Genomic DNA, 23141 nt, shown 5'->3' on the forward strand with positions numbered 1-23141 from the left:
GGGATGACTGTGGCAAGAAAAATGGGCTTTTTTGCAATACTTGCCTACGTTTTATTTGGATTTCTTGTATATTGGTATTTATTTTATATAGCTGATTCGACCCTGCCGTTTGAATTTCAAGGTTCGAGTGCAGATCCGGCTACCTTCTTAAATAGTAGGGAACTCATGTTAAGTGAAGAATATTCACAAATCCGGAATTTATTGTTCTTCCTAGCAACTCCGTTAGAGTGGCTAATTTATTTCTTGATTTTACTTACCGGTTTGTCTAAAGCTTTTAAAAACTGGTCCGATGAAACGACTAAAAATAAATATGGTCGGGTTGGCATTTATGTTTTCTGGCTATCATTATTTGCCTATATGGCTACCTTTCCGCTTAGCTATATAAGCTATCATTTATCGAAAACATATAATATCTCAACGCAGACCTTTGCTTCCTGGATGAAAGATGAACTAATTGATTTTTGGGTTAACTTTGGAATGATGGTTGTAATTGTTGGTGTTCTGTACTGGCTAATCAATAGGAGTAGGAGATTCTGGTGGCTTTTCGCCTGGATGCTTTCCATACCTTTTACCTTGTTTATCATGTTCGTACAACCTGTTGTCATTGACCCTTTGTATAATGACTTTTATCCACTAAAGAATAAGGAATTGGAAGCAAAAATATTAGATCTTGCTGCTCAAGCAGAAATCCCTGCTGAGCATGTGTTTGAAGTTGATATGGCTGAAAAAACCAATGCATTGAATGCTTATGTTACAGGAATTGGCTCTAATTCTAGAATTGTTTTGTGGGATACAACCCTTAACAGGTTGAATGATAATCAAATCTTATTCATTATGGCTCACGAAATGGCACATTACGTGGAAAAGCATTTATATATCGGGATAGCAGGTTACTTGCTGTTATCGCTTATAGGATTGTATTTAATCCATAAAATAATGAACTGGGCAATTAGCCGCTGGGGAAAAGAGTTCAAGGTCAGTGGTATGGGTGATATTCGCTCCCTGCCATTGTTTTTCATATTATTATCAATGTTAGCCTTTGCCGCAAGTCCATTTTCTAATTTTGTTTCTAGATACCAAGAAGCAAGAGCAGACAGCTATGCGATTGAGATGACTGATAATCCGGAGGCAGCCATTACGGCTTTTCAGGAGTTAACAAAAGCTGGATTAAGTCAGGTAAATCCTCCTTTGCTTGTGAAACTATTCAGGTATGGTCACCCAACAATGCTCGAGAGAATTTCGCGGATTGAGGACTATGAAATACAAAAGCGAAATGAAGAAGGGATGAGCCCTTAGTAAGGGATTTGCCTTTACTAAAGTCTGTTTTATCATAAGATAGTTGTTAAAATCCTAAAGTCGATTTTAACGAGAAAAGTGGTTTGGTGCGATTTCATTAAGTTCTCAAGCTTTTCTTTCAAAGAATAAAGCTGTTCAATGAAAGAAGTTCCGTTTAGGCTTCGAAAGTAACAAGCTTTGAGAAACGAGCTTTATAAAAGAAGAATCCCCCACAGGCGGTGGGGGATTTTTTCTGTGTTAGATTTAAGTTCCAAATTGTTTATCCAAAGCTTTTAATTCTTCGGTTAATGAAAAAAATAAAGTGCGATTGCGATCATCAATCGCTTTGTCGATTCTTATGAGTAACTTTTCTTTTTGGTTCTTGAGCTGAATTTCAGAAATGAGCATCTCAACATATAAATCCTGTACAAATGATTCCTTTGCCTTTATGCGTTTCATTACACTGGCCTTCATGATTTCAGAATACGATTTCTCCTTCACTGATTTCACCTCTTTGACCTTTTTTTTATTATATGGATTTCTAAAGAGATAATCAACTAAATTGTTTAAATTTTTAGAAAATTTTATACCCGTAATTATGTATAAATTTAGAACTTTGTAAGTTTGCTATTTTATTAGAAAAAAACAATGATATGATTTATCTTGGGTAAACTGCCCAGAATAGGAGATGATATAGCATGGTTATTGATGAGAAAGCACTTGTAGATGATTATGAAATTAATCCCTTCACAATGATTATTTTCCCGGTTGAAAAAGGAAATAAGATTTATTCGAAGATTGTTGAATATGAAAACGAATATTACTCGAGTTTAAAGCCTACTGAATTAGTTAAGAGAGGATGTGAATATAATCTTTCAGACTATAATGCAAGCAAAAAGGTAACACGCAGACTAACTAGAGTCACACATAAAGCCCCCATCGCCATAGACCCCTCAAACTCGGTGTTTCTGCTACCTACCAAGTCGCCAAACAAGTCGAGCTGTATTTGGGTTTCCCATGAACATGTCCTTGACCATAAGCGCAACGATGCTTTTAGTACTAAAGTTACTTTAAGAAATAAACAAACTTATATTCTCCCGCTCTCCTATATATCATTTGATAAGCAATTATTAAGAACAGCGGAACTTAGAACGAAAATACTCCAAAGAATGAGAGAGAATGAACGAAAAGCTGAATATATTATTTATGGTCGAAGGTTCTCAGAAGAAAGAATGCCTTCGATGGTCAGTGAAAGGTATCGATTTGATGGTTAAATTTTTTCCGAGGCCCTGAATATTCAGGGTCTTTCCATTTGTACTAGTTCCGATTTAAATGTCTTTTGAATAAATAATAGGTCATTAACTCTTGAACCTTGTTCCTTATGCGGGGGTTGAAATAATTATGTTGTTCCTCATACCCTTTGTATAAAAATAAATACATAGTAAAGGCATCATCCTGCTTGAGTTTCTCCACCTTAAGATTATTTTGATTCATATAACGCTTCACCTCTGAAAACTCACGTTGAACCACCTTTATCGTTTCTTCAACAAGTTCTAGATAGGGTTTCTTCAGTTTAAGCAGGCTTTTTTCAATTACTTGCATATCACGCTCTAAAACAGTCAAAATCATAGGAAGGTAAATAGCTTGCTCGAGGATATCGCGATCCTTCTCGGGGATTCTAGTCATGATCTTATCGCTCCTTTTATACAGAACGTTTGTTCCTGTTTATATGTTACCCGATGGACAAGTATGTTTTCAAGTGGTTTTAGATTAGATTTTAGTATTTTAATCTTTTGCTTCACTTTTGGGTTTGTAAACGTGGCTGTTGAAAACCTCTCCTGTTCAATAGCACCAAAGTTTGCGAAAACAGCCTTAGCAAAAAAACTGAAGCAAATAAATTGAAATGGAAAGGTATGAGAATTATTTTGGATATAATTGACTAATACCTATTGTGGAAGGATGAATCGAGATGGAAGAGGTAAGGTTTTTAAAGGCGGAGGATTTATTTGAATTAAAATCAGTAACGGACCCTCAAGTTTCACCTGAAGGAGAACGTTGTGTCTTTGTTCAAACGGAAATGAACGAGGAAAAGAATGAATACTTCTCCCATTTACATTATTTAGAGTTAAATGAGAACAAACAGGCGCATCAGTGGACCTTTGGTGACACTCGTAACCATTCACCCAGGTGGTCACCAGATGGAACGAAAATAGCCTTCGTTTCAAATCGAGAAGAGAAAGAACAAATCTATGTATTGGATACCTCAGGTGGAGAGGCCCGAAGAATTACTTCTTGTCCTAATGGTGCCAAACGACCTATTTGGTCCCCGGATAGTAAGTCTATTGCATTTTCAGTATCTCTTAAACCAAGTGAATCTATAATCGCTGATGATAAGGAAGAAAAAGAACCTGAGCCGATTGTTGTAGATAAGATGAAATATAAATCCGATAACCGTGGTTTTTGGGATGGAAGGTATGAACAGGTAGCTATTTTTGAACTTGAAACGAGTAAAGTGAGAATTGTTACATCAGGTGAAACAGATTATCGTTTGGAGAGTTGGTCCCCTGATGGAAAATGGCTAGTTATCTCAGGGAACCCTGTGGAGGAGCAGGACTTTTCTTTTATTAGCGACATATTACTCTTAAATATCGAGACTAGGGAAGTCCATAATATCACAAATCAAGAAGGTTATTTTAATGAGGCTATTTTTTCGCCAGATGGTAAATACCTTGGGTTTGTTGGGCATAAACGTGAATATCAAAATGCAACGCTTAGCAAACTATGGGTTTATCATTTGGAAACGAAGGCACTCACTTGTATGACAGATGAGTTAGATATGATGGTTGGTGATGCTGTTGTTGGAGACTTTCAGCAGGGAGCACATGTTCCAGGGATTCTCTGGGGGGCAGATAGTGAGAGCTATTATTTCCTGGCTTCGGAAAATGGAAATACGGTTCTATACTATGGAACTGTACATGGCGAGATCTATCCAGCTCTTCTCGACCAACAGCACATATATGGAATGTCGCTTCACCCTCTAAGCCAACAGATTGTTGTTGCAATCAGTAGACCTACACTTCCCGGTGAATTATTTCTGTTAGAAGTAACTACTGGAAAACTAGTTCAACTCACAAGAACAAATGAATCATTATTGAAACAAGTACCTCTCTCTAAACCTGAAATGATCCAATTCCCATCAAGTGATGGATTATCTGTTAATGGATGGTTGATGAAGCCGGCGGGATTTCAGGAGGATGAAAAATATCCCCTTATACTAGAAATTCATGGGGGACCGCATGCGATGTATGCAAACACATACTTACATGAATTTCAGACTCTTGCAGCTAAAGGGTATGTTGTTTTGTATGTGAACCCAAGGGGAAGCCATGGATATGGACAGGAATTTGTCAATATGGTTCGAGGCGACTATGGTCAAGGAGACTACGAGGATATTATGGCTGCCGTCAACTTTGCCGTAACTACCTTTGATTTTATTGATGATGAAAAATTAGGAGTCACTGGAGGTAGCTACGGTGGTTTCATGACGAATTGGATTGTTGGCCATACAGATCGTTTTAAGGCAGCAGTTACACAGAGATCTATCTCAAACTGGGTTAGTTTTTATGGAGTTAGTGACATTGGTTACTACTTTACAGAGTGGCAAATAAAAGCGGATATGAATGATGTTAACACATTGTGGAAACATTCCCCGTTAGCCTATTCTAAGAATGTGACGACACCACTATTAATTCTACATAGCGAGAAGGATTATCGTTGTCCGATCGAACAAGCGGAGCAATTGTATATTACTCTTAAGCGCCAAGGAAAAGAAACAAGAATGATACGGTTTCCGGATTCAAATCATGAATTATCTAGAAGTGGAAAGCCAAAGTTTCGCATACAACGTCTAGAACACATAATGGCATGGTTTGAAGAGTATTTAAAATAGATTAATTTAAACATTAACCGCAAAGTAGGATTCTTTGCGGATTTTTTTATATGATTTGTAAAAAACTAAACAGATATATAACGAAGAGATTATAGAAAGCAGGAATATTAATTAAAGAAGCGAATGATTTTGTAAGCTGTGTTTTTTCGCGTTTCTGTTATATAAGAATGTTCATTGCATAGGAACTCCACGGAAAGAAGCGAGAAACTTGATGAAGAGAATCCACTGTTCACTTTCCTACGTAGAAAATAGCTTGCGAGTACAGTCGTTTTGTAAGATTAATTAATGTCAGGGGGATTTGATGAGGTCTGATCGTCATATAAAAAAGAAGCATAGAAGGCGGCTCTGGTCCGTCGGTTTAATCATGTTATTCCTTCTGATTGGAGCATTATCACTTTATAGTTATTTTCAGTATCAGGCAGGGCTCAAAGATTCCCAAGAAGAGTCTGGACAGCCAAAGGTTGAGTATACTTTCAATGGGGACCGGGATAAGAATGGACACACGAATATTCTTCTTTTAGGGAGTGACGCAAGAGGGGAAGAAAATTCCCGAGCAGACACGATAATGATCGCTAGCTATAACCCAGGTAAAGGGACTTATAAGCTAGCCTCGATTATGAGAGACACGTATGTTAGTATCCCGGGTCATGGGGAAAATAAAATTAACACAGCTCTAGCATTTGGTGGGCCAGATCTACTCAGACAAACAATTAAAGAGAACTTTGATGTTGACCTTCAATATTATGGGATCGTTGACTTTCAAGGGTTTGTTCGATTAATTGATACTGCCTTTCCTCACGGGGTCGAAGTGGACGTTGAAAAAAGTATGTCCAAAAACATTGGGGTCAAACTAGAACCGGGTATTCAGAAACTAGATGGGGAGCATTTACTTGGTTATGTTAGGTTTCGGCAAGATGCGGTCGGGGACTTTGGAAGGGTTGAACGACAGCAAAAAGTAATGAAAGAGCTCGGGAAACAACTAGCCAGTGTCCAGACTTTGCCGAAGCTACCCAAATTGATAGGAGTGGTTACTCCTTTTGTCAATACGAATATGGATACAGGAGATATTTTATATATGGCAAGAGGATTTATTTCTGAAGAAGGTAGAAGTGTACAAACCCTTAGAATTCCAGTCGAAAACAGCTTTCAAAATCAACGAATTAGTGGGGTAGGTGCAGTACTTGCAATTGATGTAGAAACTAACAGACAAGCATTGAATGAATTTTTAGTAAAATAAGCTTGTTTGTTTTTCAATTAAAACCCCAAAGGTGTAAAATGGGGATAAAGATTAGTTGATAAGGTAACTCAAAAAACATGTTAGTTAGTCAGAGATAAAGGAGAATTAAATGGAGTTTGAAATTATAAAGGAATGGTTCACATTAGATAAAATCATGGAGTTAATTGGCGAGTATCGTGCACTTGGACCGATTCCGGGTATACTCCTGCCAATGATTGAGGCTTTCCTTCCATTTCTGCCGCTAGTATTATTCGTCATGGCTAACGCAAATGCTTTCGGGCTTTGGCTGGGTTTCCTTTATTCTTGGATAGGAGCATGTGCTGGAGCTTTGCTTGTTTTTATCCTTATTCGGAAATATGGTCAAAAAAGAATATTACGCTTCTTGCAAAAGCATAAACAAGTAAGAAAAGGAATGAGTTGGGTCGAAAGGCATGGATTTGGTCCACTTTTCTTATTACTGTGTTTTCCATTTACACCGTCAGCAATTGTCAATATTGTTGCTGGACTATCAAAAATTAGTTTTGCTCAATATATGCTAGCTGTAATGGCGGGGAAAATGGTGATGATCTTTATCATAAGCTTTGTTGGCCACGACATTCGTTCTCTTTTTACACAGCCGTTAAGGACTGCCATTGTTTTAGTGGTTATTTTTATTCTCTGGTATGTCGGTAAGATTATTGAAGTAAGAATGAATATGAGCACAAAAAACGAACATACTGGATAACAATGACATGTCGGGCATGTCTCCTGAACGGAAAAGCTCTGGGGAAAGTGGTGGGAGATTCTAATGAAAGTGGAATGGAAAAATGAGGGGTTTGAATGGATTAAGGCAATAGCCATCGGAATTATTATCTTTGTTTTTGTCCGTACGTTCTTTTTTTCGAATTATGTAGTCGAAGGGGAATCGATGCTTCCAACTCTCGAAGAGGGAAATAAACTGGTTGTAAATAAAGTAGGTTTTGAGGCAACCGATTTACAGCGGTTTGATGTCATTGTCTTTCATGCAAATGAAAAAGAAGATTACGTGAAAAGAATTATTGGACTCCCTGGAGACGAAATCGATTACCGCGATGATGAACTTTATATTAATGGAAAGAAAATAGTGGAGCCCTTTTTAGAGAAATATCGGGCAAAAGTGTTTGGGGGAGCATTAACAGGTGACTTTACCCTTGAGGAAATAACAGGGAAGGGACAAATCCCTGAAGGCCAATTATTTGTATTGGGTGACAACCGTCGAGGAAGCTGGGATAGCCGACATTTTGGTCTGATTTCCATTGAACAAGTAGTTGGAAAAGTGAATTTACGCTACTGGCCTTTAGACGAAATGGAAGTTACATTTTAAACTAAAAATTATTAGACCAATAAGTGGGAAGCGGCTATAGAAGCTGTTTCCCACTTTTTTTAACACTGTTGAAGTGTTAACAGCCTCTCTATCTCTTCCCGTCCGACCAAACTTCCACTCACCCTGGGCACATAGAGCCTCGCTATCCTCCCGACTAGCTGTTCTCTGAGCGTCTGTCTAGAGCAGAAATCAACAGCCTTGTTTAACAGAGCCCTTTTTTAGTTGATAACATAATCCAATATTAATGATGAAAAGCGAGGCTAGTAATATCAGCATCTCGAAAAAGGAAAAGACTGTTGCAACTGATGGGGCAAGGCTCGCGCCTGTTAAAAGGATAAACGAATAAAGAGAAAGCGCTTTTGACCGTTTTTGTCCACTGTATGAACCAACCAGAGTAATAACTGTTGGAATAACGATTGAAATCGATGCTATGAATAGAGTAGAAAAAGTAATCAGTCCTACTGTCGAGTAAAACACAACCATTGATAACAGTCCAAATACGCCTAACAGTAAGCCTGCTGATAATATTTTTATTTCACCCATCAGGTCGATAAGTTTTCCGGTGAATAGTGACACGGTAGCCCCGATTAATCCAGCTGATCGGATTTTAAATAAATCCCCGTCCGTACCAGAAAAAAATCTGCCGAGAGTGTCATAAAACGCAATTACTGAGAATAACAAGGTGAATGCAATTAAGTAGCATGTAACTAATCTTGAATCTTTAAGCAGAATGAGGAAGGAGATCCAAATCGGCTCTCGGTCAGTTTTTTGAGCAGGTGAATCCGCGAGAAGAAAAAAGGCTACACCAAATAAGAGTAAATAGCATATTGAAAAAAAGATAAATACGCTGTTCCAAGAAACTAGATGTGAAAGAATGGAACTTATTAACTGACCAAAGATACCCGCGATTAAAAATCCCGTATTAATTAGGACAACTAATAGTGTTCGTTGTTTAGTTGGAAACAATTCAAAGGAATAAGAAAATACGACCGAAGCGAAAGAGGCAAGTGTAAATCCTTGGATTGAGCGAGTAAGCCATAGGCTGAAAGTGTCCGTTGCAAATCCGACGGCTAAAGTTGTGAAGGAGGATGCTAGTAGACCAAAGACAAGTATCTTCTTCCGTCCGGTGTAATCGGAAATTGGCCCAAAGGAAAGAAGGCCAACTGCATAGAATAGTGTAAATAAGCTACCAGCTATGACAACATCAGCTGATGATATCCCAAGCCCTTTAGCAACCACATCATAAATAGGAATTAACGTATAAATATTACTGGCTACAAGAATTGATATCACAGTAAGTAGGGTAGCGACAGTCCTAATCAGTAAGAATGAGTTCATGAAATCACCTAAAACACTTTATGCACTTACATGAAGTTTTGAAAGTTGTATTGCCAATAATTATTCAGCAATAAATAGAAGTCATTATGTTATCATCAAATAAAGATAACTTAGGTTTTTGATGGGGGGAGTATCGATGTCTGTTCGTTTAGTACTAGGACGGTCGGGAAGCGGCAAAACAGAACTCTGCATGAGCGAAATAAGGAATAGACTGATGGATGACCCTGATGGAAATCCAATTCTATATTTAGTTCCTGAGCAAATGTCATTTTTATCGGAATATCGTCTTTCTACGACACCGGGCTTAGGGGGAATGATAAGGGCCCAGGTATATAGCTTTCCTCGCCTTGCATGGAGAGTACTCCAAGAAACCGGAGGGTTTACCCGCTACCACCTTACTAGTGTTGGAATTAGCATGATGATTCGGAAAATCATTGAAGACAAGAAAGATCAGTTGAAAATCTTTCGGCGAACAGCCGATAAAAACGGTTTCGTTCAACAGTTGGAACAAATGCTGATTGAATTTAAAAGATATATGGTAAAACCAGAGGATTTAGCCTTGAAGCAAGAAGAGGCAATGGGGGAGAAGGCTCTTCAAGAAAAACTTCATGATCTTGAAATTGTGTATCAACAGTTTGAAGATGAGTTATTTGGTAAATATATTGATTCTGAAGATTATTTCCGGTTGCTTGCCGAGAAAATTGCGCTATCAAATGATTTGAAAAATGCAGAGGTTTATATTGATGGATTTTATTCCTTTACGCCTCTTGAATTGTTAATCATTGAGCAACTGATGAAAACTTGCAAACGAGTTACCATTAGCTTGCCATTAAACCAATCTTATAAACATACAGTTCCAGATGAACTCGACTTATTTAGGCTTACAGGAGAAACAAGTCGCAGCCTTTATGAAATCATTCAGAATTCAGGAATTGAACTCGAAGAGGAAATCATCCTTACTGACCAGCACCGCTGGACAAATGACTCGTTAAAGCATCTAGAAGCTGAATTTGACTCTAGACCAACTAAGAAGTTCTTGGGAACTACTGAGATCCATATTGCCGAAGCAGCGAACCGTAGGGCTGAAGTTGAGGGAGTGGCTAGGGAAATTCGTAGCCTCGCTAGGGACAAGGGGTTGAGGTACCGGGATATTGCTGTTTTAATGCGAAACGAAAATGATTACCGGGATATTTTAGAGACGGTGTTTACAGATTATAGGATCCCGTTCTTTATAGATCAGAAAAGGACAATGCTTAATCATCCACTGATTGAATTCATTCGTTCTAGCCTTGAAACGGTTCTAGGTAACTGGCGTTATGAACCAATTTTTAGAGCAATAAAAACAGACTTGTTATTTCCAACGGGAGTGAATCTAAACAAGGCTCGAGAACAAATGGATTTACTGGAAAACTATGTGCTGGCCTATGGAATCCAGGGGGATAAATGGACAAGAAAAGACCGTTGGAGTTACCGTCGGATTCGAGGTTTGGAATTTTCATCAGCGGTTCAGACTGATGCAGAAAAAGAAACAGAGCAACTTTTAAATGATTTAAAGGTGATGGTAGTTACTCCACTTCAGCGGTTAGCGAGACGCTTAAAAAGGGCCGATAGTGGTAGAAAGCTATGTGAAGCAGTCTATTTATATATTGAAGAGCTTAATATTCCGACGAAATTAGAGGAATGGCGCCTTGATGCGGAAGGAAAAGGGCGCCTTGTTGAGGCGAGGGAACATGATCAGGCTTGGAATGCTGTGATTGACCTATTTGATCAATTCGTTGAAATCCTTGGAGAACAAGAAGTGACTCCCAAGCAATTTATCGCGATTCTTGATTCTGGCTTTGAGTCGTTACAATTTTCCTTGATTCCACCTGCAATTGATCAAGTGGTCGTTGCTAATCTCGAAAAATCGCGGCTTGCAGATATAAAGGCAACATTTGTTATTGGTGCAAACGAAGGAGTCTTTCCTGCGAAATTGACCGATGAGGGGATTTTTGGAGACGACGACCGGGATGCACTATTACAGGAGGGAATGAAACTTGCTCCACCAAGTAGACAGCGCCTTTTGGATGAGAATTTCTTTGCGTATAAGGCGTTTACAACTCCCTCAGAGTTACTTTATGTAAGCTACCCGATTGCCAATGAAGAAGGGAAAGCACTGATTGCATCGACCTATATAAAACGATTAACCGATCTTTTCCCTTATCATCTTAAACATAACTTTTCAGCTGATCCATCTGAACTAACCGAAATGGAGCAGTTATCGTTCGCTTCAGGGGAATACACAGCCCTTAGTTATTTAACAGGACAACTACAGTTAAAACAAAGAAATTACCCTGTCTATGATTTTTGGTGGGATGTTTATGATTATTACATGGAAAGCCCACAATGGCGGGGAATTGCTCGAAAGGTCCTATCTAGCCTCTTTTATGAAAACCGAACTAAGCAGCTGTCTGAAGATATTAGTAAGGAACTGTACGGCGAGGAGATCGAGGCAAGTGTTTCTAGGATGGAGCTCTTTAATAGCTGTGCCTTTTCCCATTTTGTGCAACATGGTTTAAAGCTTCGTGACCGACAAGTTTTCCGTCTTGAGGCCCCAGACATTGGTGACTTATTTCATGCTGCATTAAAGCATATTGCCGAAACAATTATGAAGGAAAACATCTCATGGGCAAGTCTTACTCATGCTCAAACTCAACAACTAGCTAAGGAAGCTGTAGATATGCTTGCACCTAGGTTGCAGAACGAGATTCTGCTCAGCTCCAACAGGCATCAGTATATAAAGCAAAAGCTGCAGTATATCATCAGTAGAGCTTCATTGATTATGAGTGAACATGCAAAGGTTAGCGGGTTTGCTCCAATTGGACTCGAATTAGGTTTTGGCAAAAAAGGGACACTCCCGCCGCTTGGTTTTACGCTAAAGAACGGAACTAAGATGGAACTGATGGGGAGAATTGATAGGGTTGACAAAGCCGAGGATTCTAGTGGCTTATACCTAAGGGTGCTTGATTACAAATCGAGTGAAAAGGACCTTAATCTAACAGAAGTGTATTACGGTCTAGCCCTGCAAATGCTTACGTATTTAGATATCATCATTACCCACTCGCAGCAACTTGTTGGAAAGCAAGCAAATCCTGCGGGGGTATTGTATTTTCATGTTCACAATCCAATGATTAATGCTTCAAAAGTACTTTCACTTGAGGAAATAGAAGAAGAGATTATGAAGCAATTTAAAATGAACGGCTTATTGTTATCAGATGAAAATGTTATTCAATTAATGGATCAGTCAATCGAGGGCGGAGTCAATTCGCAAATTATCTCCGCGGGTCTTAAAAAGGATGGAAGTTTAACAAAGGCATCCAAAGTAGCTAGCCAGGAAGACTTTGAAAATCTTAGACAGTTTATCCGTAATAAGTATATTGAAACAGGCAATGACATCACCAGTGGTGTTGTTGATATTGATCCATTTAAGTTAAAGGACCGATTGCCGTGTACATTTTGTTCCTTTAAATCAGTCTGCCAGTTTGATCGTTCGTTAGATTCAAATGAATTTAGAAAGCTAGTTCCGAAAACCAAAGAAGATATCTTAGAGGTCATAAAAAGGGAGGGGATGAATCTTGGCTAAAGTGAGTATTCCACCAAAACCAGAAGGGGCAACATGGACAGACGATCAATGGAAAGCGATTATGGCATCAGGTCAAGACATCCTCGTTGCAGCGGCTGCAGGTTCCGGAAAGACGGCAGTACTAGTTGAGCGTATTATAAAAAAGATTACATCGAGCTCTAACCCGATAGACGTTGATGAATTACTAGTTGTTACATTTACGAATGCTTCAGCTGCTGAAATGAGGCATCGAATCGGAGAGGCACTAGAAAAAGCGATTGATGAAGATGCGAATTCTTCGCATTTACGAAAACAATTAAGTTTATTAAACAGGGCCTCAATCTCAACCCTCCATTCGTTTTGTCTTGAAGTCATTCGAAAGTACTATTATTTGATTGATGTAGATCCTGGCTTTCGGATTGCTGATCAAACAGAGGGCCAGTTATTAAAAGACGAAGTCATTGATGAATTATTTGAAGAGGAATACGGTAAACCTAATAACCATCCGTTTTTTAAGTTAGTCGATACGTTTACGAATGATCGTAGTGATGAGGCATTAAAGGATATCATTCTTGACCTATATGATTTTGCCAAGTCAAATCCTTCTCCCGAAGAGTATTTAGACTCGATTGTAGACATGTATGATATTCAGCATGACATGGCGATTGAAGAATTACCATTTACTCGTTCCCTAATGTTTGACGTCGAGTTGCAACTGCAAGGGGCAAAAAGAATGCTTGAACAGGGGTTAGAGATTACGAAGCAACCAGCTGGTCCTGCTCCTAGAGCGGAAAATTTCATTCAAGATATTCATTTGGTCGAAACGCTAATGGCTGCACAAAAAGATTCATGGAATTCTCTTTATGAGGCCATCCAACTGGTTGATTTTAAACGGGCAAAGCCATGTAGCCCAAAACAATATGATAAAGATTTAATTGATAAAGCGAGTAAGCTTCGTGATAAGGCGAAGAAAGTGGTGCTTGATTTGCGAGCGGAGCTGTTTTCACGTAGACCTGAGAGTTTCCTAAATGACATGCTCGAGATGAAGACAGTCATCCTTACATTAACGGAGCTTGTTAAAGAATTTAACGAACGGTTTGCAAAAGTAAAACAGGAAAAAGGGCTTGTAGACTTCTCGGACTTAGAGCATTATACGCTCGATATTCTGTCTATGGGCAGTGAAGCGGACCAACGTCTAATCCCTTCTGACGCAGGGAACGCATATAGAAAAAGGTTTAAAGAAGTACTAGTCGATGAATACCAGGATACAAATATGGTTCAAGAAGCGATTCTTCATCTTGTTACAGCCGATGGTGAGAACATGGGGAACTTGTTCATGGTAGGAGATGTGAAACAATCAATTTATCGTTTTCGCCTAGCGGAACCAAATTTATTTTTAAGTAAATATAATCGGTTTACGACAGACGGTGATACGACGGGATTGAAGATTGACCTTGCGAGGAATTTCCGGAGCAGAGCAGAAGTACTCGACGGGACGAATTTTCTATTTAAACAAATTATGGGCGTCCAGGTTGGAGAAATCCATTACGATGAAAGTGCGGAGCTGAAAAAAGGTGCGGCTTATCCGGAGGAAATCCCGTATCCTGTGGAGCTTTTACTGGTCGATTCAGAAGAATCATCTTCAGAAGAGGCTAACAATGAAGATTCAGCGTCTGAGGGATATGACCTTGTGGACCTTGAACAATCGCAGCTTGAAGCAAGATTGATTGCAAAGCAAATCAAAGAACTGATAGAGAATCGTAAAGGGGTCTATAACCCGAAGACGAAAACGGAAAGTCCAGCAAAGTACCGTGATATGGTCATTCTTCTCCGTTCAATGACTTGGGCTCCCCAGTTTATGGAAGAATTTAAGCAACAGGGAATTCCTATTTATGCCAATCTCTCAACAGGATATTTTGAAGCAACGGAAGTAGCCATCATGCTTTCTTTGTTAAAGGTAATCGATAATCCGTTCCAGGACATTCCACTTGCAGCTGTCCTGCGTTCGCCTATTGTCGGTTTGAATGAAGAAGAACTAGCTGTTATTCGTATTGCGGATAAAAAAGGAACTTTTTACGAGGCTTTAATGGCTTTCTGTAAACGGCAACCTAGTCCCGAGCACGAGGAGCTTTATGCTAAGGTCAGACCTTTCTTCGATCATATAACGGAATGGCGAACTAGGGCTAGAATGGGCTCCGTTTCCGAATTGATTTGGCAGTTGTTTCGAGATACGAGGTTTTTTGATTTTGTTGGGGGAATGGCAGGAGGAAAGCAACGTCAGGCCAACCTAAGAGCACTTTATGATCGGGCAAGACAATATGAAGCTACATCTTTCCGTGGCTTGTTCCGCTTCTTACGTTTTATTGAGCGTATGCGAGATCGTGGTGATGATCTAGGTGCAGCAGGGGCCATCGGTGAGCAGGAAGATGTAGTCCGTGTCATGACTATTCACAGCAGTAAAGGATTGGAGTTTCCATTTGTATTTGTTGCTGGTCTTGCTCGACAGTTTAATACAATGGACTTAAAAAAGCAATATATGCTCGATAAAGAATACGGCTTTGCCTCCAAATATGTAAATACTGAAAAAAGGCTCACCTATCCATCCTTGCCTCAGCTTGCCTTCAAACGCAAAAAGAAGATGGAGATGCTTGCTGAAGAAATGCGTGTTTTATACGTTGCCTTAACAAGAGCAAAGGAAAAGTTGTATTTGGTAGCATCCGTTAAGGACTCCGAAAAAGCAATTGATAAATGGACAGAGGCAGCTAATCACCCAGATTGGCTCCTAGAAGAATATTTGCGGGCCTCTGCAAACAGTTATCTTGATTGGATTGGCCCCGCGCTAATACGACATAAGGATTCAACCAGTATTATTGAGGAGTCTTTCAATCATTCAATGAATATGTTTGTTCCTGATGAATTAGCAGCGCATTCTTCTCGTTGGCATATTCATATCCATAAAGCGAATGAGGTTGCGGCCTTACTTGAAGAAGAGAAACTTGAGCAGGAGACCCACTTAGGGAAAGTCCAAGCAGGCGATTGTGTCCAGATTAACTCTCAATATGCGGAAACTGTTCGTGGTCAGCTAATGTGGAGATACAACTTAATTGAAGCGACTACCCATCGTTCAAAGCAGTCGGTGTCCGAGTTGAAACGTAATCATGAAGTTCGTAGTGATGAAAGCGGAACAGATCTCACACGAAGCTTTTCAAAGCCAATTTTGAATCGCCCAAGATTTATGCAGGAGAAAAAACTGACCCCAGCGGAAAAAGGGACAGCCATGCACATGGTTATGCAACATATTGATCTGAATAACCAAGTAACAGAAGCCTCCATCAGGAAACTGTTAGACCATATGGTTGAATCTGAACTGTTATATCCAGAACAAAGGGATGCGATTGAGATTCAATGGATTCTTGCCTTCTTTGAAACGGATATTGGTAAACGCCTTGTCCATGCAGACAAGGTGTCGAGGGAAGTACCTTTTTATCTTTCTCTCCCAGCAAAACAAGTATATCCTAATTGGGAAGGACCAGAAGAGTCTATTTTTGTCCAAGGGGTCATTGACTGTGTATTTGAGGATGCACAGGGGACCATCCTACTGGATTTTAAAACGGATGCAATCCATTCGCGTTATAAAAATGGCTTTGACCAAGCTAAAGTTGACCTTGAAGAACGGTACAAACTCCAGATTAGCCTTTATGGGAAAGCTCTCGAGGAAATTTGGAAGAGGCCGATTGATGAGCGTTATCTATACTTTTTTGATGGTGGTCATCTTTTAAAACTAGAACGTTAAATAAATCAGAAAGCCGATACAGCGACCGGTGCTGTATCGGCTTTCTTTAGTTATTCCCGATATTTGGTTGGTCCACTAGGTTAGAATCCACTACATTGCTTGCGTTTAGGCCATTATTTGAAACGATAAATCCGCCGGTGTTGCCGGCACCCTGGCCTGAAGTCGATTTTGAATTACTTTTAGGTGATATGAAAAGGGAGTCACCGAACTGGACGGTCCCTCCTCCAACATTAACAATTTGTACAGGACCAATGATTGCTGGCATTTAAAACATCCTTTTCTTCTTTAGGCTCTTTTTTCATACTGTACATTATGCATTAATAGTTCAGGTTGTTAACTCTTGGGTAGTAGCTGACGGATATGCTTAATTCTTGTTTCTAATGAAACGTGCTTGGTGTTTCCCAAATGTACAACGGCAGAGGAAGACACCCCAATAATATCAATCTTTCCCACCTTTAAAAACGGGTTAATGTTTTGCCGTGTTAAATGGATTTTTTCAGAAACAGGTGGAAGTGTGATAGGTTCAGAGAATATTGGGTAATCAGCGAAATTTCCTTCATTTCCAAAGAACAGTTCTACCTGCCTTTGTACGGCAATTGCTCGGGAAAACCCATGAATATATTCGGAGTCACCAATTTGTAAGACGGACGAAATTGCGAGACTATCTATTTCAATATCCTTAACTGATGTTGTTCTTTGTAGCATCCGTTATCGAGTCTCCGGTCCAAGAGGTACAAAAGGGCCGATGATAAGAGACTCAGGTGGTGTGTCAAAGGTAGAGGCAAGTTGAATTGTATCAGCATCTCCGATTAAAAAAAGCGCAGAACTTGCGACGGCACTTATTTTGATGTCTCCTACACAGATATCCCTGTTATAGACATTGAAATTCATTCTTTTTCCTCCCTGATCTGCTTTTGCACCTGTTCTAAAAATAAGTAAACACCATGTTGAATTTCAGTTTTTGTTTTTTCAATGACTTGAGAGTGAACGACTTCATCGTTTTCCCTGTCTTTTTCTGGCAGGCTGTTTAGATGGTTCTGGATACGTGTAGGAAGCTGTTTTTGAATATCATCTTTTATAAACTGAAAATAAGAATCATCAAGCTGTAAATTCAACTTTTCTTTTGTAGATTGATAAATATTGGGTAGTTCGCTCTCTAAATACTCTCTTAGATCAGTTTCAATATCCATACTTCGCCTAAAAAGAGCCTTAGGTGAAAAAGGCGCTTGGATATTTTGATTGTCTACTGTGAAATCTGATACCCCATCCAAGTCAGAAGGGTTTAAACCAATATTAAGTGTACCTTCAAGCGTTTCCACTTTTAATTGGTCGAATTTGTATTCAATGTTACCAACTTGTAGTGGGGGCCGTTCCTTTATGCGAGTCATTTCTTGTTGTAGTTCATAAACGTTCTTTTCTAGACTTTTTAACTTCTCTGCTTGATATTCAATAAAGGTGTGAAGTTCTTTCATATATTGATAGAGTTTTGTATCCATAAGAACTCACCTCTTTGGAGAAATTTGAACATGCCTGTGCTCCTTCAACTAGCTGTAGGAGATTGAAGCGGAACAACCGGGGCAATAGGTGGGTCATCACCGCCGTTAGGTTCCCCCGGTTCTGGTGCTGGTGCTGTATAGCCCCCAGTGTTATATAGATAGGAAGCTGGCTTAATGATTCCAGAACTACCGATTTGGAGAACGGAGGAATTGCTTACTGCATCAACCCTAAGCAGATTTATGTTTATGGATTGCTGTATATAAAAATTAGCCACGCTTTTCACCTGCTATCATGCATTAAAGTAATTTCCTTGATCAACGCTGTCTTGATCAAATGTATTTGTAGAACTTCGATTGTTATACAGGGTAATCGCATCCCCAGTATTAAATGAACCTGCTCCTGAAAAAGTCTTAGCTGTAGAAACAGGCATAATCTTATAGACATCACCGATATTAAAAACACCACTACTTCCGATGGAGATTACTTGGACTGCTCCAACCATTGCTGGCATATGTCAACACCCTTATAAGAATATTTCTTTATATCGTATGTAGGGGATCCTCTGATGTGATTAAAATGCCTAGTGAAAAAATCAATAAATACATGGAAAAATATTATCTTACGCATGGATTAATATGGTAAAATATTATTAGAATATTCAGTGATATAAATATACCATTTTTAGAGGAGGTAAAAAATATGGATGTACCTTTAGTATTAACGCAGTTTTTAGATCGGGCCGTTTCGCTATACGGAGACAAAAAAGCGATTATATGTGATGAACGGGTGTTTACATATAAAGAATTAAACGACCGTGTCAATGGTCTCTCTGATGGTTTGAGAAAGTTAGGGGTTAAAAAAGGAGACCGGGTAGCTTACCTAGCCCCTAACACCGTTGAAATGCTCGAAGGGTTCTATGGTGTTTTCCAATTGGGTGCGGTAATGGTTCCTTTAAATATTCGACTGAGGCCGGATGATTATCTTTTTATCCTTAATCATAGTGAATCTAAAGTCTTATTTGTGGATCAGGAATTATACCATCTAATTCAGCCAATAAAGGATAAACTGGATACAATTGAAAAAATCATTATCCATTATCATGATGGCGTTAGTGGAGAAATCAACTATGATGAGTGGCTTAGAGAGCAATCATCAGAACCATTTGACCGTGAGCCACTTGATGAACAGGACATTTCCAGTCTCCTCTACACCAGTGGGACAACTGGTAATCCAAAAGGAGTTATGCTCACCCATCGTAATAATTATCTTCATGCACTAAGTTCAATGCATCACCTGCGAGTTAGTGATGAGGACGTTTTGGTACATGTTTTACCTATGTTTCACGTCAATGGTTGGGGTTCTCCGTTCTATTACACGGCGAACGGTGCCACACAAATTTGCTTGAGAAAGGCTGCACCAGAGTTTATTTTTGATGCAATAAATAAACATAAGGTAACCGTAATGCATATGGCTCCTACTGTTCTAAACTCACTTCTTCAGTATTACGAGAAAAATGTTCCGGATTTACACGAGAATATTCGGGTCGTCATCGCAGGGTCTGCACCTCCTCCAGCCTTTGTGACGAGAGTAGAGAAAGAGTTAGGTTGGGAATTCATTCAAGTTTATGGAATGACGGAATCTTCGCCATTAAGTACGATTTCAGTGGTAAGATCGCATCTTAAAGGGCTGCCTCAAAATGAACAATATCGTATGAAGGCTAAAGCTGGTGTTCAGATGATTGGTTCTGAAGTAAAGGTTGTGAATGATTTAGGGGTTGCCGTTGCATGTAATGGTAAAGAAATAGGCGAAGTGGTCGTCAGAGGCAATGGGGTCATGAAGGGTTACTGGAAAAATGATGAGGCTACTATGGAGACAATTCGCAATGGATGGCTCCATACTGGAGACATGGCGAATGTCGATGAGTATGGGAATATTGAAATTGTTGATCGGAAAAAAGATGTAATTATCTCTGGAGGGGAAAACATTTCTTCTATTGAAGTCGAAGGTGTTTTATATGAGCATCCATCCGTATTAGAGGCAGCGGTTATTGCTGTACCACATGAAAAGTGGGGGGAAACTCCTCATGCTTATGTTGTATTAAGAGAAGGCGAACAAGTCACGGAAGAAGAACTTATCCGATTCTCTAGAGAAAATTTGGCTCACTTTAAGGCAATTACCGGTGTAACCTTTGTTACAGAGCTACCTAAAACGGCATCTGGTAAAATTCAAAAGGTGCAGTTGCGGAATGAATATTGGGAAGCTGTGGGGAAATCAGGTAGATTTGTAAACTAAATAACCGTTTGTTGTACAAAACAAAAAAGCAGGGCAACTCTATGTGGGGCCCTGCTTTCTTCTTATTCGACTGCCTCCTTTAATACTTAACAATAATAGAGGGAAAAATTCCGCCTAATTAGCAAAAAACATTAAAAATTGCAAAAATAAGGGGAGAGATTCCCTCTATTACCTCAAAAAACGTGAAACCCGGGAGACTTTTATCGGTATAAGGGGAAAACCTCCCCTTATTTCCCCGAAAACGAGCGCTAATTTGCATTTAACGGGAAAATCTCCTCTTATTTTACTTTCGTTAGTTATTCAATTAAGGACAAGCCTTCTTACTTTCAGAAGGCTTTCTTATCTTGTAAATTGTTTGGGATGATAGAAGAATAGATAAGAGAACATTAAATAATTAGCCCTATATTCTTAGGTTTTTCCCACTATATGTGATATGATATTGTAGAATTTGCGTATAGGAGGCAACTAACAATGGTACATGCACATATGACCGCATGGTTTTTGGCTATTATTTTATTTTTTGTTGCATTAGGATTGCATAAGAGCGGAAAACAAAAAGGATTTAAAGTGTTAAAGATGATTTTGAGAGTCTTGTACATTTTAATTCTTGCAACAGGCCTTGGATTAATTTTTAGCCTTGCTAATATTAGTTTTCTTTATATTGTGAAGGTTGTAGTGGGCCTTTGGGTAATTGCGTTGGTTGAGATTATCTTAGGACGTACAGCTAAAGGGGAAAACACGAAGGTATTGTGGATTCAATTTGTGATTGCATTGATTCTAGTTCTTTACCTAGGATTTGCATTACCGCTAGGAACGTATATATTCTAATTTATTAGGACGCTGTGACTTTTCCCTCAGCGTTTCTTTTTTTTGTCAAAAATTTATTGATTGATTTATGGTAACTTTAATATGGGGATATTGGGGAAATACAAGTAAATGGAGAATAACATGACAAAGTCATTTTCTTGCATTTATGACAATGATGCACAATTGGACTGCTTTGTGAAAGAGAACGGATTATTGGATGTTTCTAATCTTCTAATCCAAATTTTTTCGAAAGAAGAGGGGTATTTAGTTTCATTGCACGAACAAATGAAACAGAGGTTTCCTTCCGCCACCATTATGGGTTTTTCGCCAACAGAAATGACTCCTACAAGGAAGGTTAGAAAAGGGAAGGTCTTCCTTTCTTTTACCACAATAGAGGAAAAGAATATAAAGCTTGCTTATTATGATTATGAAAGTGTGTTGCGGTTTGAGTTAAGCAACCATCTTCAAAAGGCCTTGGAAAGAAAAGAACTGTTTTTATGTTACCAACCTCTAGTTTGTTTACGGACAGGGGAAATGATAAGCAGTGAGGCACTTCTTCGATGGGAGCATCCTAAGCTGGGACCGATATCTCCAGCAAGGTTTATCCCAGTTGCAGAAGAAATGGGATTTATTCAAGAAATTGGCGCATGGGTATTGAATTCAGCTTGCAAACAGACTAAAGCATGGCAGTTAAAAGGGATGCATCAATTAGGAGTCTGTGTGAATGTCTCTGCTAAACAATTTCTCAATCCGAGCTTCTTAGATGAGGTAAAGTTAGCGCTTAAGGTTTCCGGATTAGAAGCACAATATCTAACATTAGAACTGACGGAGAGCACAATGTTTCAGAATTTAGATGAGAGCATTGACATTATGAAGGCTCTCCGAAATACGGGGATCAATGTCTCTATTGATGATTTTGGTACGGGCTACTCTTCATTAAGTTACTTAAAATACCTGCCAATAAATTCATTGAAAATTGACCAAGCGTTTGTAAACAGCTTGCAAGCCACCCCTATTGATACTGCTATCGTAAAGGCAATCATTACAATGGGTGAGGTTCTTTCAGTCGATATTGTTGCAGAGGGTGTGGAGACTAAAGTACAGGCCGACCTACTTCGTGAGTTAAATTGTCAATACGCACAAGGTTACTATATTAAAAAACCACTTATAGCTGATGAGTTCGAAGTGTTCGCTCAGCAGTTAATCATGAGTTAATAGGAAAGAAAACCCTCCTGCTAGTATGTGAAGGAGGGCTTTTCATTTCATTCTTTAAATTATGAAATCTTTTCTATAACAGTCCGCTTTCCACTGTTAAGGGTGAATTCAAAACGATCATTCCGGGATGCTCCATAGTCGAAATGGTGCTGAATGCTACAAATTTGTTCTGAGTTATCGAATATGAGAAAGTTGACTCCCCCAGCTGAATCATTTGGATTAAGAAAATTAAGGTGGTTATAGCAGTATATACAATCATGGATAGAAAACTGGAGTGAGTTTAATGTGTTTAAAAAGTAAAGAAAGGCTTCATCGTTTAATTCATCTAGGAGTCGCTCCAAAGAATAAATCAAATGTTTTCTAATCCTTATCGTTTCACGGTCTTTGAGATCAAAGGTCTCGGTTCCACATTGAACTCTACCGCCCTCAATCAGCAAACCCTTGTTCCAGGACTTACCTCGAAGGATATCAATTTCCTGATGAAGAAAAGTCTCCAATAAAGCAGCTTCTTCAGTTTCTTCATCGAAAAATACCCACTGTTGGTTGATAAATTCAATTGTTCCGCTGTCGTATGCCCGCTGCTGATCTTCTATTAGCTTCAGTCTTTGTTGTTGATTCATCATTATCCTCCGTATTTAGCTATTCACCATCCTTTCTAGACAGTTTTATTAAAAATTATAACCTTTGTGAAAGAATAATCATCGATTATTCGTTTGCAATCGTAAAAGATGTTCTTTATGAATGTATATTAACCATCTAGTTTCATCTTGCATAAGATTAACCATAGCCCAAATT

21 protein-coding genes are annotated in these 23141 nt (G+C 39.0%); 11 read left to right on the forward strand and 10 right to left on the reverse strand.

Annotated features, from left to right (window positions below; genetic code table 11):
• The first annotated feature begins 9 nt into the window (after positions 1-9).
• A complete protein-coding gene (locus BMX30_RS13630) occupies positions 10-1296 on the forward strand; it encodes a M48 family metallopeptidase (RefSeq protein ID WP_090746558.1) in 1287 nt (428 codons plus the stop codon).
• 243 nt (positions 1297-1539) lie between these two features.
• Here BMX30_RS13630 and BMX30_RS13635 read toward each other — a convergent pair whose 3' ends face one another.
• Entirely contained in the window at positions 1540-1776 is a 237-nt protein-coding gene (locus BMX30_RS13635) for an IDEAL domain-containing protein (RefSeq protein WP_090746561.1), read from the reverse strand.
• A 197-nt stretch (positions 1777-1973) separates the two neighbouring features.
• On the opposite strand from BMX30_RS13635, the gene BMX30_RS13640 reads away from it, so the two are divergent.
• On the forward strand, positions 1974-2549 hold the full coding sequence (locus BMX30_RS13640; protein WP_090746564.1) for a competence protein ComK: 576 nt from the start codon (positions 1974-1976) through the stop codon (positions 2547-2549).
• 43 nt (positions 2550-2592) lie between these two features.
• Here the strand turns inward: BMX30_RS13640 and BMX30_RS13645 are convergent, their stop codons facing one another.
• A complete protein-coding gene (locus tag BMX30_RS13645; RefSeq protein WP_090746567.1) occupies positions 2593-2961 on the reverse strand; it encodes a YhjD family protein in 369 nt (122 codons plus the stop codon).
• Positions 2962-3244: 283 nt separating this feature from the next.
• Between BMX30_RS13645 and BMX30_RS13650 the strand changes: the two genes are divergently transcribed.
• The 4 genes from BMX30_RS13650 (at position 3245) to lepB (ending at position 7803) form a co-directional block, all read left to right on the forward strand.
• A complete protein-coding gene (locus BMX30_RS13650; protein WP_090746570.1) occupies positions 3245-5224 on the forward strand; it encodes a S9 family peptidase in 1980 nt (659 codons plus the stop codon).
• 301 nt (positions 5225-5525) lie between these two features.
• A complete protein-coding gene (locus tag BMX30_RS13655; protein WP_090746572.1) occupies positions 5526-6461 on the forward strand; it encodes an LCP family protein in 936 nt (311 codons plus the stop codon).
• A 109-nt stretch (positions 6462-6570) separates the two neighbouring features.
• Positions 6571-7185, forward strand: coding sequence for a TVP38/TMEM64 family protein (locus tag BMX30_RS13660; RefSeq protein WP_090746575.1), 615 nt, complete (start codon positions 6571-6573; stop codon positions 7183-7185).
• A gap of 63 nt (positions 7186-7248) precedes the next feature.
• On the forward strand, positions 7249-7803 hold the full coding sequence (gene lepB, locus BMX30_RS13665; protein ID WP_090746579.1) for a signal peptidase I: 555 nt from the start codon (positions 7249-7251) through the stop codon (positions 7801-7803).
• Positions 7804-7992: 189 nt separating this feature from the next.
• Here lepB and BMX30_RS13670 read toward each other — a convergent pair whose 3' ends face one another.
• Entirely contained in the window at positions 7993-9141 is a 1149-nt protein-coding gene (locus BMX30_RS13670; protein WP_090746583.1) for an MFS transporter, read from the reverse strand.
• Between the two features lie 136 nt (positions 9142-9277).
• On the opposite strand from BMX30_RS13670, the gene addB reads away from it, so the two are divergent.
• Both addB and addA read left to right on the forward strand, forming a co-directional pair.
• A complete protein-coding gene (addB, locus tag BMX30_RS13675; protein ID WP_090746586.1) occupies positions 9278-12763 on the forward strand; it encodes a helicase-exonuclease AddAB subunit AddB in 3486 nt (1161 codons plus the stop codon).
• Positions 12756-16535, forward strand: coding sequence for a helicase-exonuclease AddAB subunit AddA (gene addA / locus BMX30_RS13680; RefSeq protein ID WP_090746588.1), 3780 nt, complete (start codon positions 12756-12758; stop codon positions 16533-16535). The genes addB and addA overlap by 8 nt, the downstream gene beginning before the upstream one ends.
• Before the next feature lie 46 nt (positions 16536-16581).
• Here addA and BMX30_RS13685 read toward each other — a convergent pair whose 3' ends face one another.
• From BMX30_RS13685 to BMX30_RS13710, 6 genes are all read right to left on the reverse strand, one after another.
• Entirely contained in the window at positions 16582-16800 is a 219-nt protein-coding gene (locus BMX30_RS13685; RefSeq protein WP_090746593.1) for a spore germination protein, read from the reverse strand.
• 68 nt (positions 16801-16868) lie between these two features.
• Positions 16869-17240: a spore germination protein GerPE gene (locus BMX30_RS13690; protein ID WP_090746596.1), complete on the reverse strand. Its 372-nt coding sequence runs from the start codon at positions 17238-17240 to the stop codon at positions 16869-16871.
• Between the two features lie 3 nt (positions 17241-17243).
• A complete protein-coding gene (locus BMX30_RS13695) occupies positions 17244-17426 on the reverse strand; it encodes a spore gernimation protein GerPD (RefSeq protein WP_090746599.1) in 183 nt (60 codons plus the stop codon).
• Entirely contained in the window at positions 17423-18031 is a 609-nt protein-coding gene (gene gerPC / locus BMX30_RS13700) for a spore germination protein GerPC (RefSeq protein WP_090746603.1), read from the reverse strand. The genes BMX30_RS13695 and gerPC overlap by 4 nt, the downstream gene beginning before the upstream one ends.
• 44 nt (positions 18032-18075) lie before the next feature.
• A complete protein-coding gene (locus BMX30_RS13705) occupies positions 18076-18306 on the reverse strand; it encodes a spore germination protein GerPB (protein WP_090746606.1) in 231 nt (76 codons plus the stop codon).
• Between the two features lie 15 nt (positions 18307-18321).
• Positions 18322-18543, reverse strand: a complete 222-nt coding sequence (locus BMX30_RS13710) for a spore germination protein (protein WP_090746609.1) — start codon at positions 18541-18543, stop codon at positions 18322-18324.
• 188 nt (positions 18544-18731) lie between these two features.
• Here BMX30_RS13710 and BMX30_RS13715 point away from each other — a divergent pair, with 188 nt between their 5' ends.
• From BMX30_RS13715 to BMX30_RS13725, 3 genes are all read left to right on the forward strand, one after another.
• The gene (locus tag BMX30_RS13715) at positions 18732-20324 is read left to right on the forward strand and encodes a long-chain-fatty-acid--CoA ligase (RefSeq protein ID WP_090746612.1); all 1593 of its coding nucleotides are present in this window, start codon (positions 18732-18734) and stop codon (positions 20322-20324) included.
• Positions 20325-20795: 471 nt separating this feature from the next.
• Positions 20796-21152, forward strand: coding sequence for a YisL family protein (locus tag BMX30_RS13720; protein WP_090746614.1), 357 nt, complete (start codon positions 20796-20798; stop codon positions 21150-21152).
• Between the two features lie 120 nt (positions 21153-21272).
• Positions 21273-22346: a putative bifunctional diguanylate cyclase/phosphodiesterase gene (locus BMX30_RS13725; RefSeq protein ID WP_244532600.1), complete on the forward strand. Its 1074-nt coding sequence runs from the start codon at positions 21273-21275 to the stop codon at positions 22344-22346.
• A gap of 59 nt (positions 22347-22405) precedes the next feature.
• On the opposite strand, the gene BMX30_RS13730 is transcribed toward BMX30_RS13725, so the two are convergent.
• Positions 22406-22966, reverse strand: a complete 561-nt coding sequence (locus BMX30_RS13730) for a DUF2777 domain-containing protein (RefSeq protein WP_090746620.1) — start codon at positions 22964-22966, stop codon at positions 22406-22408.
• Positions 22967-23141 lie beyond the last annotated feature (175 nt).

This window comes from Mesobacillus persicus (genome assembly GCF_900109925.1).
Taxonomy (GTDB): Bacteria; Bacillota; Bacilli; order Bacillales; family Cytobacillaceae; genus Mesobacillus_B; species Mesobacillus_B persicus.

What these genes read in the sequence shown, in the direction of transcription:
- BMX30_RS13670 (WP_090746583.1), bottom strand. Translation starts at nt 9,141, where the DNA reads ATGAACTCATTCTTACTGATTAGGACTGTCGCTACCCTACTTACTGTG.
- BMX30_RS13645 (WP_090746567.1), bottom strand. Translation starts at nt 2,961, where the DNA reads ATGACTAGAATCCCCGAGAAGGATCGCGATATCCTCGAGCAAGCTATT.
- BMX30_RS13660 (WP_090746575.1), top strand. Translation starts at nt 6,571, where the DNA reads ATGGAGTTTGAAATTATAAAGGAATGGTTCACATTAGATAAAATCATG.
- BMX30_RS13720 (WP_090746614.1), top strand. Translation starts at nt 20,796, where the DNA reads ATGGTACATGCACATATGACCGCATGGTTTTTGGCTATTATTTTATTT.
- BMX30_RS13685 (WP_090746593.1), bottom strand. Translation starts at nt 16,800, where the DNA reads ATGCCAGCAATCATTGGTCCTGTACAAATTGTTAATGTTGGAGGAGGG.
- gerPC (WP_090746603.1), bottom strand. Translation starts at nt 18,031, where the DNA reads ATGGATACAAAACTCTATCAATATATGAAAGAACTTCACACCTTTATT.
- BMX30_RS13695 (WP_090746599.1), bottom strand. Translation starts at nt 17,426, where the DNA reads ATGAATTTCAATGTCTATAACAGGGATATCTGTGTAGGAGACATCAAA.
- addB (WP_090746586.1), top strand. Translation starts at nt 9,278, where the DNA reads ATGTCTGTTCGTTTAGTACTAGGACGGTCGGGAAGCGGCAAAACAGAA.
- BMX30_RS13690 (WP_090746596.1), bottom strand. Translation starts at nt 17,240, where the DNA reads ATGCTACAAAGAACAACATCAGTTAAGGATATTGAAATAGATAGTCTC.
- BMX30_RS13640 (WP_090746564.1), top strand. Translation starts at nt 1,974, where the DNA reads ATGGTTATTGATGAGAAAGCACTTGTAGATGATTATGAAATTAATCCC.
- BMX30_RS13715 (WP_090746612.1), top strand. Translation starts at nt 18,732, where the DNA reads ATGGATGTACCTTTAGTATTAACGCAGTTTTTAGATCGGGCCGTTTCG.
- BMX30_RS13650 (WP_090746570.1), top strand. Translation starts at nt 3,245, where the DNA reads ATGGAAGAGGTAAGGTTTTTAAAGGCGGAGGATTTATTTGAATTAAAA.
- BMX30_RS13710 (WP_090746609.1), bottom strand. Translation starts at nt 18,543, where the DNA reads ATGCCAGCAATGGTTGGAGCAGTCCAAGTAATCTCCATCGGAAGTAGT.
- BMX30_RS13730 (WP_090746620.1), bottom strand. Translation starts at nt 22,966, where the DNA reads ATGAATCAACAACAAAGACTGAAGCTAATAGAAGATCAGCAGCGGGCA.
- BMX30_RS13655 (WP_090746572.1), top strand. Translation starts at nt 5,526, where the DNA reads ATGAGGTCTGATCGTCATATAAAAAAGAAGCATAGAAGGCGGCTCTGG.
- lepB (WP_090746579.1), top strand. Translation starts at nt 7,249, where the DNA reads ATGAAAGTGGAATGGAAAAATGAGGGGTTTGAATGGATTAAGGCAATA.
- BMX30_RS13725 (WP_244532600.1), top strand. Translation starts at nt 21,273, where the DNA reads ATGACAAAGTCATTTTCTTGCATTTATGACAATGATGCACAATTGGAC.